The organism is Duganella rivi (assembly GCF_009857435.1).
GTDB classification, from domain to species: domain Bacteria; phylum Pseudomonadota; class Gammaproteobacteria; order Burkholderiales; family Burkholderiaceae_D; genus Rugamonas; species Rugamonas rivi.
The window spans coordinates 513,317-526,761 of sequence record NZ_WWCK01000003.1; the positions used below are offsets into that span (position 1 = coordinate 513,317).

General features: G+C 60.4%; 16 protein-coding genes. 5 read left to right on the forward strand and 11 right to left on the reverse strand.

Features of this window, described 5'->3' with window-relative positions:
- The first annotated feature begins 43 nt into the window (after nt 1–43).
- Nucleotides 44–523, forward strand: coding sequence for a hypothetical protein (locus GTP45_RS10990; RefSeq protein WP_161013903.1), 480 nt, complete (start codon nt 44–46; stop codon nt 521–523).
- Here GTP45_RS10990 and fusA read toward each other — a convergent pair.
- Entirely contained in the window at nt 520–2,631 is a 2,112-nt protein-coding gene (gene fusA, locus GTP45_RS10995) for an elongation factor G (RefSeq protein WP_161013904.1), read from the reverse strand. The two genes, GTP45_RS10990 and fusA, sit on opposite strands and share 4 nt — an antisense overlap.
- Before the next feature lie 189 nt (nt 2,632–2,820).
- Between fusA and GTP45_RS11000 the strand changes: the two genes are divergently transcribed.
- Nucleotides 2,821–3,825 (forward strand): phospholipase A, encoded by a 1,005-nt coding sequence (locus GTP45_RS11000; protein WP_161013905.1) that lies wholly within the window; start codon nt 2,821–2,823, stop codon nt 3,823–3,825.
- On the opposite strand, the gene GTP45_RS11005 is transcribed toward GTP45_RS11000, so the two are convergent.
- The 5 genes from GTP45_RS11005 to GTP45_RS11025 form a co-directional block, all read right to left on the reverse strand.
- The gene (locus GTP45_RS11005; protein ID WP_161013906.1) at nt 3,822–4,019 is read right to left on the reverse strand and encodes a hypothetical protein; all 198 of its coding nucleotides are present in this window, start codon (nt 4,017–4,019) and stop codon (nt 3,822–3,824) included. The genes GTP45_RS11000 and GTP45_RS11005 overlap by 4 nt on opposite strands.
- A gap of 143 nt (nt 4,020–4,162) precedes the next feature.
- Entirely contained in the window at nt 4,163–4,411 is a 249-nt protein-coding gene (locus GTP45_RS11010; protein ID WP_161013907.1) for a hypothetical protein, read from the reverse strand.
- Between the two features lie 26 nt (nt 4,412–4,437).
- Nucleotides 4,438–5,361, reverse strand: coding sequence for a class I SAM-dependent methyltransferase (locus GTP45_RS11015; RefSeq protein ID WP_161013908.1), 924 nt, complete (start codon nt 5,359–5,361; stop codon nt 4,438–4,440).
- 101 nt (nt 5,362–5,462) lie between these two features.
- Nucleotides 5,463–6,128, reverse strand: coding sequence for an ankyrin repeat domain-containing protein (locus GTP45_RS11020; protein WP_161013909.1), 666 nt, complete (start codon nt 6,126–6,128; stop codon nt 5,463–5,465).
- Nucleotides 6,125–6,904 carry a TatD family hydrolase gene (locus GTP45_RS11025; RefSeq protein ID WP_161013910.1) on the reverse strand — a complete coding sequence of 260 codons (780 nt, stop codon included), beginning with the start codon at nt 6,902–6,904 and terminating at the stop codon, nt 6,125–6,127. Before GTP45_RS11025 ends, GTP45_RS11020 begins: the two co-directional genes overlap by 4 nt.
- A gap of 126 nt (nt 6,905–7,030) precedes the next feature.
- Here GTP45_RS11025 and GTP45_RS11030 point away from each other — a divergent pair, with 126 nt between their 5' ends.
- The gene (locus GTP45_RS11030; RefSeq protein ID WP_174821651.1) at nt 7,031–8,239 is read left to right on the forward strand and encodes a cation:proton antiporter; all 1,209 of its coding nucleotides are present in this window, start codon (nt 7,031–7,033) and stop codon (nt 8,237–8,239) included.
- 18 nt (nt 8,240–8,257) lie between these two features.
- On the forward strand, nt 8,258–8,812 hold the full coding sequence (locus GTP45_RS11035) for a DNA-binding protein (RefSeq protein ID WP_161013912.1): 555 nt from the start codon (nt 8,258–8,260) through the stop codon (nt 8,810–8,812).
- On the opposite strand, the gene GTP45_RS11040 is transcribed toward GTP45_RS11035, so the two are convergent.
- From GTP45_RS11040 to mltG, 5 genes are read right to left on the reverse strand one after another with little or no spacing between them, the layout of a single operon-like run.
- Nucleotides 8,787–9,293: a GNAT family N-acetyltransferase gene (locus tag GTP45_RS11040; protein ID WP_161013913.1), complete on the reverse strand. Its 507-nt coding sequence runs from the start codon at nt 9,291–9,293 to the stop codon at nt 8,787–8,789. The genes GTP45_RS11035 and GTP45_RS11040 overlap by 26 nt on opposite strands.
- An 18-nt stretch (nt 9,294–9,311) precedes the next feature.
- Entirely contained in the window at nt 9,312–9,695 is a 384-nt protein-coding gene (locus GTP45_RS11045; RefSeq protein ID WP_174821652.1) for a PilZ domain-containing protein, read from the reverse strand.
- Between the two features lie 10 nt (nt 9,696–9,705).
- Nucleotides 9,706–10,737, reverse strand: coding sequence for a DNA polymerase III subunit delta' (locus GTP45_RS11050; protein ID WP_161013914.1), 1,032 nt, complete (start codon nt 10,735–10,737; stop codon nt 9,706–9,708).
- A 16-nt stretch (nt 10,738–10,753) separates the two neighbouring features.
- Nucleotides 10,754–11,359 carry a dTMP kinase gene (gene tmk, locus GTP45_RS11055; RefSeq protein WP_161013915.1) on the reverse strand — a complete coding sequence of 202 codons (606 nt, stop codon included), beginning with the start codon at nt 11,357–11,359 and terminating at the stop codon, nt 10,754–10,756.
- Between the two features lie 5 nt (nt 11,360–11,364).
- Nucleotides 11,365–12,354 carry an endolytic transglycosylase MltG gene (mltG, locus tag GTP45_RS11060; RefSeq protein WP_166454586.1) on the reverse strand — a complete coding sequence of 330 codons (990 nt, stop codon included), beginning with the start codon at nt 12,352–12,354 and terminating at the stop codon, nt 11,365–11,367.
- A gap of 106 nt (nt 12,355–12,460) precedes the next feature.
- On the opposite strand from mltG, the gene ygfZ reads away from it, so the two are divergent.
- Nucleotides 12,461–13,444 (forward strand): CAF17-like 4Fe-4S cluster assembly/insertion protein YgfZ, encoded by a 984-nt coding sequence (ygfZ, locus tag GTP45_RS11065; protein WP_161013916.1) that lies wholly within the window; start codon nt 12,461–12,463, stop codon nt 13,442–13,444.
- The last annotated feature ends 1 nt before the right edge of the window (nt 13,445 follow it).

Sequence of the window (13,445 nt, forward strand, 5' to 3'; positions counted from 1 at the left end):
CTATAATCCATCGTCTCAACCACGACGAAGAAGGCTTCGGAAGATGATGAAAAGTTTGCGTATGACCGGCCTCGCGCTGCTGGCCTGCATGTCCACTGCGGCCCTGGCCGAGACCATCGAATCGGCGCCGCTGAATGAAGTATGGCTCAACGGCGGCTTCTACACCCACCACTTCCAACGCGACAAAGACCTGAACGGCGCCAACGGCGGCCTGGGCGCCGAGTGGCGTTTTTCGACCGTGGCTTCCGCCACCGTGGGGCGTTTCTACAACAGCGACCGCGCCTACTCCAACTACGTCGGCGTCTACTACCAGCCTTGGAAAATCGGCCCGGTGCGCGTCGGCGCGGTAGTCGGCGCCTTTGACGGCTATCCAAAAATGCGAAATGGCGGCTGGTTTCCCGCCGCCATTCCGACTTTGAGCTACGAATATGAACGCGTGGGCGTCAACATCGGCATTATCCCAAGCTACAAAGACCGCCTGTACGGCGGTATCTCTGTACAGCTGAAACTAAAAGCGTTTTAAGACTTCGCTTTGGTCACAGCGATGTGGTCGAGGATGTGCTTCGGCACCTCGGCGTAATGCTTGAACTCCATGGTGTAGGTGGCCCGGCCCTGCGTCAATGAACGCAGGGTGGTCGAGTAACCGAACATCTCGGCCAGCGGCACCGAGGCGCGGATGATCTTCCCGCCGCCGCCCGGAATCTCGTCCATGCCCTGCACCATGCCGCGCCGCGCCGTCAGGTCGCCCATGGCGTTACCCATGAACTCTTCCGGCGTTTCCACTTCCACCTGCATCACTGGCTCCAGCAGCACCGGGCCTGCGCGCCGCATGCCTTCTTTGAAAGCCATCGAACCGGCCATGCGGAAGGCGTTCTCGTTCGAGTCCACGTCGTGGTACGAGCCGAAGGTCAGCGTGGCGCGCACATCGACCACCGGGTAGCCGGCCAGCACGCCGGTACGCAGCGTCTCTTGAATGCCTTTGTCTACCGCAGGGATAAACTCGCGCGGCACCACACCGCCTTTAATGGCGTCCACAAACTCGTAGCCTTTGCCACCGGCTTCCAGCGGTTCCAGCGTCAGCACCACGTGACCATATTGACCGCGGCCACCGGACTGCTTGACGAATTTACCTTCCACGTCGGTCGCAGTCTTGGTGATGGTTTCGCGGTAAGCCACTTGCGGCTTGCCGACCGTCGCCTCGACGCCGAATTCGCGCTTCATGCGATCCACCAGAATCTCCAGATGCAGCTCGCCCATGCCGGACATGATGGTTTGGCCCGATTCTTCGTCCGTGTGCACGCGGAACGACGGGTCTTCCTGCGCCAGGCGATTCAGGGCGATGCCCATTTTCTCCTGATCGGCCTTGGTCTTCGGCTCCACCGCCTGCGAAATCACCGGCTCAGGGAAGATCATCTTCTCCAGCACGATCACGTGCTCCGGCGAGCTTAAGGTATCACCGGTGGTCACGCCCTTCAGGCCCACCGCCGCCGCGATATCGCCGGCGTAGACCTCCTTGATCTCCTTGCGCTCATTCGCATGCATCTGCAAGATGCGGCCCAGGCGCTCTTTCTGCGCCTTGGTCGGGTTGTAGACCGTGTCGCCGGAATTCACCACGCCCGAGTACACGCGGAAGAAGGTCAGCTGGCCGACAAACGGATCGGTCATGATCTTGAACGCCAGCGCGGAGAACGGATCGGTGTCGTTCGGATGGCGTTCGATCGGCTTATCGTCTTCATCGTGACCGGCAATCGCAGGCACGTCGACCGGCGACGGCAGATACTCGATCACCGCGTCCAGCATCGCTTGCACGCCGCGGTTCTTGAAGGCGCTACCGGCCAGCATCGGCACGATCTCGTTGCGAATGGTGCGCAGGCGCAGGCCGGTCTTGATTTCCTCTTCGGTCAGCACACCGCCGTCCAGATACTTCTCCAGCAGTTCCGGCGTGCCTTCTGCGGCCGCTTCCACCATCTTGTCGCGCCATTCCTGCGCCACGCCTTGCAGCTCGGCCGGGATATCCTCGTAGGTGAACTTGACGCCCAGCGTCTCGTCGTCCCAGTTAATCGCGCGCATTTTGACAAGGTCAATCACGCCGTGGAAGTTATCCTCGGCGCCCAGCGGAACCTGAATCGGCACCGCCACGCCTTTAAGGCGATTGGCAATCTGCTCGCGCACGCGGAAAAAGTCTGCCCCCACGCGATCCATCTTGTTGATGAACGCGATCCGGGGCACGTGGTATTTATTCGCCTGGCGCCACACGGTTTCCGATTGCGGCTGCACGCCGCCGACAGCGTCGTACACCATCACGGCGCCATCGAGCACGCGCATCGAGCGCTCGACTTCAATCGTGAAGTCGACGTGGCCCGGCGTGTCGATAATGTTGATGCGGTGCTCGGCAAAATTCCCCGCCATGCCCTTCCAGAAGGCGGTGGTGGCAGCCGAGGTGATGGTGATCCCGCGTTCCTGTTCCTGCTCCATCCAGTCCATGGTCGCGGCGCCGTTGTGCACTTCGCCGATCTTATGGTTGACACCGGTGTAAAACAGGATGCGTTCCGTGGTCGTGGTCTTGCCAGCGTCAATGTGGGCGCTGATGCCGATGTTGCGGTAACGCTCGATGGGGGTCTTGCGGGTCATCACAATCTCCTTACTATCTTGGGGGGAAGTCTCAAATGTGGCGCATGCGACAGAATTCAAGAGCTAGCGTGCTACATGACTAGTAGCAATTAATGTAATCTTTGCCTAACTCTACCTTTCTCTGGAACGAACTGCATGGGCTTGCCGGTCAAAACTACCTTTTTCCTATCCTTGGGCATGGCTCCGGCTATGGCTTTAGCACAGGTATCCGACCTGCAACTGCGGCTGGAACGCTGCGCCGTCCTCGGTGACGCCAGCGCCCGTCTTGCTTGCTACGACGGATTGTCCAAGGCCGCCGATCCGGTCGCTGAGGGCGAACCGGCGCGCACCCAGCCTGCCGCGCCGCCGCCCGAACCCAAGCTGCCTGCCAAGGTTGCGGAGCTCACCACCATTCCGCCCGAACCGACGGTCTCGCGCATGGTGCAGGAATGGGAGCTGGATCGCGCGTCCAAGCGCGGCGTGTTCAACTTCCGGCCGCACAAGGATACCTATCTGCTGCTGGCCAATTACAGCACCAGCTCTAATGATGCGCCTTTTCAGGAGTTTACGCCTGCGGGCATCAAATCCAAGCACGTGGAGCTGACGTATCAGATCAGTTTCAAGATGAAGCTGATTGAGCAGTTGATGAGCACGCCGGTCGACCTGTGGTTTGGCTACAGCCAGAATAGCTTCTGGCAGGCCTACAACCGCGCCGCCTCCAGCCCCTTCCGCGAGACCAACTACCAGCCGGAGATGATGCTGACCACGCCACTCAATCTCAAGCTCGGCCCGCTGGAGGCGCGCTATTTGACGCTGGGGCTGAATCATCAATCCAACGGGCAGACCTCCACGCTGTCGCGCAGCTGGAACCGGATCTATGCGGAGATGGGAGCGGAGCAAGGCAAGTTCGGCGTCTCGTTCCGCTTGTGGAAGCGGCTGGACAATGCGCGCTCGGACAACGACAACTACGATATCGTCGATTTTATGGGCCACGGCGACCTCACCGCCAGCTACCGTTTCGACGGCAACGAGCTGTCGCTGATGGCGCGCCGCAACTTCAGCACGCGCCATGGCGCGCTGCGGGTCGGCTGGGCTTTCCCGGTGGCGGCCAATCTGAAGGGGTATGTGCAGGGCTTCAGCGGCTACGGCCAAAGCTTGATCGACTATAACTACTCGCAAAAATCCCTGGGTGCGGGATTCCTGGTCGACTTTTAACGGGGTGAGCCGCCGAGGATGCGCGCCGGCAGCATGACAATGGCGCGCAGCAGCTCAAACACGCCTTCCACGCCAATGCCGATCAAGCGGAACGGCAAGGTAATCAGCCACAACAGCGGATACAGCAGCAGCGCCATCAGGGCCAGCGGCCAACACAGGAAAAGCAACACCAGCCACAGCATGAAACTCAGCATGAGACGCTCCCGATACGGTTGTTATTGTCGATGATGCCACTGTATTGGAGTGGCATCATCGACGCAATTACCGTGCGACCAGCTGCAGCTGGCGGCGATCAATCGCCGCTTTTGGGGGATAAACGGGAAATGGCCTGCGTGGCTTATTGGCCGACGCAGATGATCTTGGTGACGTATTCCTTCGCGTTGGGCTTCTTCTTGGTCGCCCACGCGATGGCTTCGTTGGCCTGCTCAATGGTCAGGATCGAGGCCTTGTCCTTCGATTTAATGAAAGATACGCCCTCGAACACGCCTTCCTTGCTGCGCATGACCTTGGCAAACACCGGTGGTTTGGTGTCGCCGTCGGCAATCTTGTTTTGTTGAACAAGGTAACGTTGGTCGATGTCAGTCATACATTTCTCGCTTAAAAGACGAGATTTTAAGCGAAGACGGGGATTTGCTGTGCAGGTTGCAGTACGGCCTCGTACAGGATCTCCGCTTTGAGCGACGCTTGCAGCGACGGAATCGCGCCGCCGGCGCGGTACTGGAAGCTCACTTGCAGCACGTCGCCTTCACGCGCCTTGACCGGGGTGGCCAGCGGCAGCGTCATGTAGTGATTGAGCCAGTCGATGGTGGTCGAACGCTCCTGCACCACGGCCAGAATGTTCTTGGTCACAAAGCGCATGGCGTTGATTTCGCCATTACGCTCGACCACGAACTTGCCCTGCCAGGCGTAGATCAGTTCGTTCGGCTGGTTGAAATCAATGATGCTGTAGACGGCCGGTTGCGACATCTCCACCGTGCCGGGATAGATCACCGTGGTTTCCTGGAACTGCACGATCGGAGCGTAGAAACCCTCGAAATCGTATTCCTGTTGCAGCGGCTGCACCGCCATGATCACGGCTTCCGGCAGGAACACCGGCAGCGGGCCGCCAAAGCGCTCGGCATAGCGGCGCTTGAAGGACTCGATCACTTCCACCTGCTTTTCACGCAGCATGCCGACATGGATCATCTCGCAGATCACCACATCGACCGGTTCCGGCGGCAGGTATTCGAAGGCGTCGGCGTGCACCACTTCCACCTTTTCGCCGTTCGGATTCTTGGCGAGGAACTTGCGGGCTTCCTTCACCATGTCGGGATTAAACTCCACGCAATAGACCTTGGACGCCTTGGCCGCCGCGAACCACGACAGCACGCCGGTGCCGCCACCCAGCTCCAGCACCTTCGCGCCCGGCTTGACGGCATAATCGATGGCCGACTTAAAGCCGTGCATACGGTTTTGATCCATCAGCATATTGTGATGGTAGTGGACTGGAATAAACTGCCCCAGATAGCAGCTCTCAATTTCGCGTTCGTTCAGCATGGTGATCCTCGGTTAATGCTCCAAGGACATTATCGTGAAGATTATTACTCCACCATACCCCGAACTAGCGAACAAACACCCGCCAATTCCCAATCAGCCCTCTAGCGCTTTTGCTTGTTGGCGAGGAAGGTGTTGATGGTTTTGGCGATCCAGGGCTTGTCGGCCTTGATGGCGAACTCGGCGGCGGTGAGGTGGAAGCCGCCGTCTTTCAAGGTGGCGTCGGCGCCTTGTTCCAGCAGCAGTGCGACCACCTCTTCTTGCCCTTCGCGGGCGGCGATCATCAGGGGCGTCATGCCGGACGGGGATTCGGCGTCGATGTAGGCGTATTTGTCGAGCAGGATGGTGGTGATTTCGACGCTGCCGGCGGCGGCCGCGTAATGTAATGCAGTCCAGCCTTTTTGGTTCACTTGCGCGCCGCGTTTGAGCAGCAGCATGACTGCTTCTTTGTTCTTGCGAAAGGCCGCCATCATCAGCGCGGTGTTGCCATTGGGCGCCTTGGCTTCGAGGTCGATGCCGGGCTGATCCAGGAGCAGGCGCGCGACCTTCAGCGATTCATAACGCATCGCGACGATCAAACCGGTTTCGCCACTGCTGTCACGGGCGTTGGGGCTGACGCCGCGCAGCAAGGCGGTCGCCACGCGGCTGGCGCCGTCCAGTTGCGCTGCGCGGAAGAAGTCCACTTCGTCGTCGCTTTGTTCGGCGGCCAGCGCCGGCGTGGCCACCACTGCGGCCATCATCAGCGACAACAGGAGACGTCGCAACTTCATGCAGGCACGTTGAACAGCTTGCGGAAGTTGGCCGTGGTTCGCGCCGCCACTTCTTCCACCGGCACGCCTTTCAGCTTGGCGATGTATTCGCCCACGTGCGCGACAAAGCCCGGCTCATTCATCTTGCCGCGATACGGCACCGGCGCCAGGTACGGCGAGTCGGTCTCGATCAGGATGCGCTCGAGCGGCAGTTCCAGCGCCACCGCCTGCAACTCCTTGGCGCTCTTAAACGTCACGATGCCGGAGAAGGAAATGTAAAAGCCCATCTCGATGGCCGCGCGCGCCACTTCCAGCGACTCGGTAAAGCAATGCATCACACCAGCCACGCCGCCCGCCTCCGTGCCTGCGCCCTCTTCGCGCATGATACGTATCGTGTCTTCGCTGGCGTTACGGGTATGGATGATGAGCGGCTTGCGGGTAATCCGAGAGGCCTTGATATGCGTGCGGAAGCGCTCGCGCTGCCATTCCAGGTCGCCTTCCAGGCGGAAGTAATCGAGGCCGGTCTCGCCGATCGCAATAATCTTGGGATCATCGGCCAGTTCGACCAATTGCTCGACCGACGGCTCCGGCGTGTCTTCATAGTCCGGGTGCACGCCGACCGAGGCGTAGATGTGCGGATACTGGTGCGCGAGCGCCAGCACCTGCGGGAAATCCGGCAAATCCACCGACACGCACAGCGCATGGGTCACCTTGTTGTGTGCCATCTGCGCGAGGATGTCCGGCATGCGAGCAGCCAGCTCGGGAAAATTGATATGGCAATGGGAATCGATATACATGCCCCGATTGTACCCGATCCGCCACGCCCTTTTAAAAAACGCTTTCCTCTTTACCAATTACCAAGTTAGCATTCATACATGTTATGTAATTACGTAATACAAAAAAGGAGACTTATGAGTACCCACATGAGCACCACCGAAATCTTCCTGTTGGCGATGCTGCTGATTTTCGTCGTTCCGTTCGCCGTTTGGCGCTTGTTCAAGACCGACTATTTCGCGCCGCTGGTCATCGTTCAAATCATCATGGGCATCATTCTTGGCCCTGGCGTGGTCGGCGCCGCCTTCCCCGAGTACCACAAATTCCTGTTCAATCCAGACGTCGTCAAGACCCTGAACGGCGTCGCCCAATGGGGCGTGATGCTGTTCGTGATGCTGGCCGGCGTTGAACTCGACCTGAAAAAAGTCTGGCAATACCGCCGCGAAAGCGCCACCACCGCCGGCCTGTCGCTGTGCATGCCGCTGATCTTCGGCTGCGGCGCCGCGCTGCTGCTGATGAACTACCAGGGCTGGATCGGCGCCAAGGCCGCCAACTGGCAATTCATGCTGGGCGTCGGCATGGCCTGCGCCGTCACCGCGCTGCCGGTACTGGTGCTGTTGCTGGAAAAACTGGACATCCTGCGCCAGCCTATGGGCCAGCGCATCATGCGCTACGCCAGCCTTGATGACGTCGCTATCTGGGGCGTGCTGGCTGTAATCATGCTGGACTTCGAACGCATGGGCCGCCAGGTCGGCTTTCTCGTGGCGTTTGCCGTACTGACCCCACTGTTCCGCCGCATGATGACGCGCCTGCAACAGAACGACCGCTGGTACATCGCCATCTTCTGGCTGCTGGCTTGCGCGTTCGGCGCCGACTGGGCCGGCCTGCACTTCATGGTGGGCGCCTTCCTCGCCGGCGTGGTGATGGATGTTGAATGGTTCGGCCAAGAACATCTGGACGCCCTGTTCAAGAACGTGCTGCTGGTGCTGATGCCGGTGTTCTTCCTGAGCACCGGCCTGCGCACCAAGTGGGATTTGGGCGGCTACTCGGTATTCTTCGTCGCTGGCCTGCTGCTGGCGGCCTCGATAGGCGGCAAACTGGCTGGCGCCCACATCGCCGGCAAAGTCCTCAAATGGAAGGATGGCGAAGCATCGATCATCGGCTGGCTGCTGCAATCGAAAGGCCTGATTGAAATCATCTTCGCCAACATCCTGCTGGACAAGCAAATCATCACCAGCGAAACCTTCACTGCGCTGCTGCTGATGGCAGTCGGCAGCACCATGTTGACGATTCCTGTCGTGCACCCTAAACTTAATCGTGCACAGAATCGCGGACTGGTGGGACAAGCCAGCTCCTAAGCTAAACAGGATGGAATCATGGCGCGTACCGGATTAACCAAGGCTCAAGTCAGAGAAACTCGTGATCAATTACTGGCTGAAGGGCGCTACCCCTCCGTTGATGCGGTACGCCATGCGCTCGGCGACACCGGCTCCAAGTCCACCATCCACAAGCACCTGAAAGAGCTCGCGGAAGAGGACAACAAGGCCGGCGCCAAGCGCGAAGATACTTCCCGCAGCTTGCAAACACTGGTCGAGCAATTGGCCGACCAGCTGCACCAGGACGCCGAGCAGCGCTTCGAAGCGCTGCGCGCCGACTACGAAGCGCAGCTGGAACAGAAGGAACGGGAACTGGCGGAACTGCGCCGCACGGTCGCGCGCCTGACCGAACGGGTGGAAGGGCTGGAAATCGACGCCTACGCTTCGCAGCCGCACGACCACGGTTTCGGCCAATTCGGCCACCTGCAATCGAGCCTGCGCTGCGGCCTCAACGACAGCACGCCGTTCAGCATGCTGATGAACGGCGGCCGCTCAGCGGTGGTCGATTTCGACAGCCCGCAAATCCAGCTTACGCCACGCGTTTTCCAAGGATAATCAGGTCGCGTTCAACGCCGTCCAGATTTGCCACCTTGGGCAGATGCGCCCAGGTTTCAAATCCAAACTTGGCGAACAGGCCGAGGCTCGGCTTGTTGTGGCCGAAGATAAAGCCCAGCAGCGTGTGCACCTTGATCTGCGGCGCGTAGGCAATCGCCTGCTCGATGCAGTAGCGGCCCACGCCCTTGCCGCGCCATGCTTCGGCGATGTAGATCGAAATTTCCGAGGTGCCTGAATACGCTGGACGGCCGTAGAAGTTCGAGTACGACATCCAGCCCAGCACTTCCGCACCAGTCTCTTCCGATTCGATAATCCACAGCGGACGCTTGTCCGGCGTGTGATCGTGATACCACTGCAAGCGCGACTCGACCGACACCGGCTCGGTATCGGCAGTCACTTCGCGCGAGGCGATGGTGGTATTGTAGATGGCTACGATGGTCGGCAAATCTTCAAGCGTGGCAAGGCGATGGCGGAAAGTCATGTGAGAGAAAAAGCGAGGTTACAGGGTATGGGTGGCGCGCGATGAGCGCAACGCGGCGCCGAGGATTTCTTCAATGCGCAGGCGGGCGCGCTGGCCGCTTTCGTCGTCCGGGAAATGCACGCCGATGCCCTGCGCCTTGTTGTTATGCGCGCCGGGCGGCGTGATCCAGGCGACCTTGCCTGCGATCGGATACTTGTTAGGATCGTCCATCAAGGCGAGGATCAAATAGATCTCATCGCCGAGCTTGTACGGTTTCTGGGTCGGCACGAACATGCCGCCGTTTTTCAGGAAAGGCATGTAGGCCGCATACAGCGCGGCCTTCTCCTTGATCGCCAGCGACAGCACCGTCGGCCGCGGCGTCATCGGCACGGTGTTCGGATCGAGTGGGCTGGCAGCGGACATTCCTTACCTTTCAGGCACAGCAGTTAGCGTACTCAAGCAGCATATCCTCCAGGAACAGCTTGGGCGACAGCGGGTGATCTGCCGTCGCGCGGCGTTCGTTGGCGCCCTTGATCGCGGCCAGCAAGCGGCTGACGTGGATCTTGTCGGCCAAGCCGGCCAGCTCTTTCTGGTAGCGAGGATAATACCGGATGTTACCTGCCAGTTTGTAGGAAAACACATCATAAAGCCAGCGCTGCAACCAGGAAACCGGCCCGGCCAGCGGGACTTTTTGCAGTTTATCAGCGACTTTCAACGCGCCCTCCACGCTTGGATGGGCTAGCAGTTGCAGCAGCGTCTCCAGATCCTCGCGGCTGCCGGACTCGGCTTGCGCCATGGCGGCCAGCGGTGCGCCGCCCTGCTCGCGCAGCCAGCTGTCGGCATCCGCCACGCCTTGCTCCTTCAGCCAGGCCAGCGCTTCGGCGTGGCTCGGCATCGGCAAGGCGAACTTGCGGCAGCGCGACAAAATCGTCGGCAGCACGCGATCCAGGCCGTTGGAGGCGACCAGGAACACCGTGCCCGGCGGCGGCTCTTCCAGCGTCTTCAGCAAGGCGTTGGAGGCCGGCATATTCAGCGCCTCGGCCGGGTACAGCACCACCACGCGCAAGCCTTGGCGGTGGGTGGAGATGTTCATGAAATCGGCCAGCGAGCGGATTTGCTCGATCTTGATTTCCTTGGAAGGCGTCTTGGACTTGGCGGCCTTCTTGGTGTCGCCCTCGCCTTCCTCGCCCTCGGCAGGAGGCTCGTCTTCCATCGATTCCGGCCGCACGCGGCGGTAGTCCGGGTGGTTCTGCTGCGAGAACCAGCCGCACGACGCGCACTGGCCGCAGGCATGGCCATCGGGCAGCACCGCCTCGCACAGCAAGCCCTGCGCAAAGCGCTCGATGAAGTCGGCTTTACCGATCCCGGCAGCGCCATGGAACAGGATGGCGTGCGGCATGCGCTGGCGCAGCGCTTGCAGCTGCTGCCACGACGATTCTTGCCACGGGTAGATGGAATTGCTCATTACTCGTTATTGTATTTCAAAAGAAGGCGTCGAGGATGGCGGCGATTTGCACCTGGATCGCGGCAATGCTCTGGGTCGAATCGATGACGCGGAAGCGCTCCGGGAACTGGGCCGCGCGGCGCAGATACTCGTTGCGGGTGGCGGCGAAGAAATCGGCTTTTTCCTGCTCGAACTTGTCCAGATCGCGGGTAGCGTCCAGGCGGGCGCGCGCCACGTCCAGCGGCACGTCGAACAGCAAAGTCAGGTCTGGTTGCAGATCGGGATGCACCCACTGCTCCAGCGCTTCCAGCTTGGCCAGGCTGGTGCCCCGGCCGCCGCCCTGGTAGGCAAAGGTGGAATCGGTAAAGCGGTCGGAAATCACCCAGGCGCCACGCTCCAGCGCCGGCTTGATGACTTGGGCGATATGCTCGCGGCGGCTGGCAAACACCAGCAGCGCCTCGGTTTCGAGGTGCATTTTTTCGTGCAGTACGATCTCGCGCAGCTTTTCGCCCAGCGGCGTGCCGCCCGGCTCGCGCGAGCTCACCAGCTCGATGCCACGCGCCTTGATGTAGTCGCTGACGAAGGCGATGTGCGTGGACTTGCCGGCGCCATCGATGCCTTCAAAGGTGATGAATTTACTCATTGTTCTTATCGTTGATACTGATTGACTGCCCGATTGTGATCGTTCAGGTTGTCCGAGAACTGGCTGGTGCCATTGCCCTTGGAGACGAAATACAGCGCAGCCGTCTTGGCCGGCGCCAGCGCCGCCGTCAGCGATTGCACGCCTGGCAAGGCGATTGGCGTCGGCGGCAGGCCGGCGCGCGTGTAGGTATTGTATGGGGTGTCGGTTTCCAGATCCTTCTTGCGGATCTTGCCGTCGTACTTGAGGCCCATGCCGTAGATCACGGTCGGATCGGTTTGCAGCAGCATGCCGATCTTCAGGCGGTTCACGAACACGCCGGCAATCATGGCGCGCTCGGATTTTTGCCCGGTTTCTTTTTCGACGATGGAAGCCATGGTCAGCGCCTCGTACGGATTTTTGTACGGCAGCGCCGGATCGCGCTTGTCCCAGGCTTCAGCCAGGCGAGTCAGCATCATCACGTGCGCCTGCTTGTAGATTTGCAGATCGCTCGCGCCCTTGGCGAACAGATAGGTATCCGGGAAGAACAAGCCTTCGGCCTGCTTGTACTCGGACGAAATGGCGCTCATCACTTCGGAGTCCGACAGCGCGATGGTGTCGTGCTTCAAGCCCTTATGAGCGGCGATGGCGGCACGCATCTGGCGGAAGCTCCAGCCTTCGATGATGGTCAATTGTTCTTGCGCGTACTCGCCGCGCGCCAGCTGGTCGATCAAGCGCAGCGGCGTCGAGCCCGGCTTCAACTCGTAGGAACCGGCCTTCAGCTTGGCGCTCTTGTTGGTCACGCGCGCCAGCAGGTTGAACAGCAGCGGCTGGATCGGCACGCCGGCCTCGGCGATCTGCTGGCCGGCCGCATGGGCGCCGCTGCCCGGCGTAATGCTGAACTCAATCGCCTCCGCATCCTCGGGGATGATGGGCTTTTGCGACCAGTACATGAAATAACCGCCGCCGAGGATGGCGAGTACGATAAACAGACTAATTATTTTTTTGATAAAAGCCATTGTTGAAGCCGAATTGGTGGATCGGGGACGATCTGACGCGTTTTGCGCGACATCACTATAATAAGCCCGTAATGATAATGCCTTCCCAGTGAAAAGATTGAAAATTATGTCTTCCTTGCGCTCTACCCAACTTGCAGACGGCTTCGTCGCCCGCATCCCCGACCTCGGTCTGATCGCACTCGACGGTGAAGAATCGGCCAACTTCCTGCACAATCAGCTGACCAACGATGTCGAACACCTCGGCCTCGGCGAAGCCCGCCTGGCCGGTTACTGCTCGCCGAAAGGCCGCCTGCTGGCCTCGTTCCTGATGTGGCGCAGCGCCTCGACGATCTACCTGCAACTGCCGCGCGACATCCAGGCGGCGGTGCAAAAGCGCCTGTCGATGTTCGTACTGCGCGCCAAAACCAAGCTCAGCGATGCGACCGAGGCGCCGGCCAACGCGGTCGTACTCGGCATCGGCGGCGCACAAGCGCCAGCCACGCTGCAAGCATGGTTCGACGTCCTGCCGGCCCGGCCTTACGCCAAGATCGACCACGCACTGGGCACGCTGATCCGCGTGGCCGACGCCTTCGGCGCGCCGCGCTACCAGTGGCTGATGTCGGCCGAGACCGCCGAAACCGCCCTGCCTGCGCTGGAAAGCAAGCTGCTGGCCGGTAATGGCAATGCATGGCAGCTGTCGGAAATCCACGCCGGCGTGCCGCAGATTGCCAAGGCCACGCAAGAACAGTTCGTGCCGCAGATGGTGAACTACGAACTGCTGGGCGGCGTCAACTTCAAAAAAGGCTGCTACCCTGGCCAGGAAATCGTCGCGCGCAGCCAGTACCTTGGCAAGCTGAAGCGCCGCACTACCCTGGTCAGCATTTCCGACCTGTCGGCTGTGGCTGGCATGGAAGTATTTGCCACCGCCGATCCTGAGCAGCCATGCGGCATGATCGTCAATGCCGCGCCGAACGGCAATGGCGGCGTCGATGCGCTGGTGGAAATGAAGCTGGCCGCCATTGAGGCAGGCTCGGTGCGTCTGGGCTCGGCCGAAGGCACGCCGCTGACCTTCCTCGACATGCCATACGTGCTGGAACCGCTCGATCTCTAGC

Coding starts and splice junctions, on each gene's coding strand:
- GTP45_RS10990 (WP_161013903.1), top strand. CDS start 44: ATGATGAAAAGTTTGCGTATGACCGGCCTCGCGCTGCTGGCCTGCATG.
- fusA (WP_161013904.1), bottom strand. CDS start 2,631: ATGACCCGCAAGACCCCCATCGAGCGTTACCGCAACATCGGCATCAGC.
- GTP45_RS11000 (WP_161013905.1), top strand. CDS start 2,821: ATGGCTTTAGCACAGGTATCCGACCTGCAACTGCGGCTGGAACGCTGC.
- GTP45_RS11005 (WP_161013906.1), bottom strand. CDS start 4,019: ATGCTGAGTTTCATGCTGTGGCTGGTGTTGCTTTTCCTGTGTTGGCCG.
- GTP45_RS11010 (WP_161013907.1), bottom strand. CDS start 4,411: ATGACTGACATCGACCAACGTTACCTTGTTCAACAAAACAAGATTGCC.
- GTP45_RS11015 (WP_161013908.1), bottom strand. CDS start 5,361: ATGCTGAACGAACGCGAAATTGAGAGCTGCTATCTGGGGCAGTTTATT.
- GTP45_RS11020 (WP_161013909.1), bottom strand. CDS start 6,128: ATGAAGTTGCGACGTCTCCTGTTGTCGCTGATGATGGCCGCAGTGGTG.
- GTP45_RS11025 (WP_161013910.1), bottom strand. CDS start 6,904: ATGTATATCGATTCCCATTGCCATATCAATTTTCCCGAGCTGGCTGCT.
- GTP45_RS11030 (WP_174821651.1), top strand. CDS start 7,031: ATGAGCACCACCGAAATCTTCCTGTTGGCGATGCTGCTGATTTTCGTC.
- GTP45_RS11035 (WP_161013912.1), top strand. CDS start 8,258: ATGGCGCGTACCGGATTAACCAAGGCTCAAGTCAGAGAAACTCGTGAT.
- GTP45_RS11040 (WP_161013913.1), bottom strand. CDS start 9,293: ATGACTTTCCGCCATCGCCTTGCCACGCTTGAAGATTTGCCGACCATC.
- GTP45_RS11045 (WP_174821652.1), bottom strand. CDS start 9,695: ATGTCCGCTGCCAGCCCACTCGATCCGAACACCGTGCCGATGACGCCG.
- GTP45_RS11050 (WP_161013914.1), bottom strand. CDS start 10,737: ATGAGCAATTCCATCTACCCGTGGCAAGAATCGTCGTGGCAGCAGCTG.
- tmk (WP_161013915.1), bottom strand. CDS start 11,359: ATGAGTAAATTCATCACCTTTGAAGGCATCGATGGCGCCGGCAAGTCC.
- mltG (WP_166454586.1), bottom strand. CDS start 12,354: ATGGCTTTTATCAAAAAAATAATTAGTCTGTTTATCGTACTCGCCATC.
- ygfZ (WP_161013916.1), top strand. CDS start 12,461: ATGTCTTCCTTGCGCTCTACCCAACTTGCAGACGGCTTCGTCGCCCGC.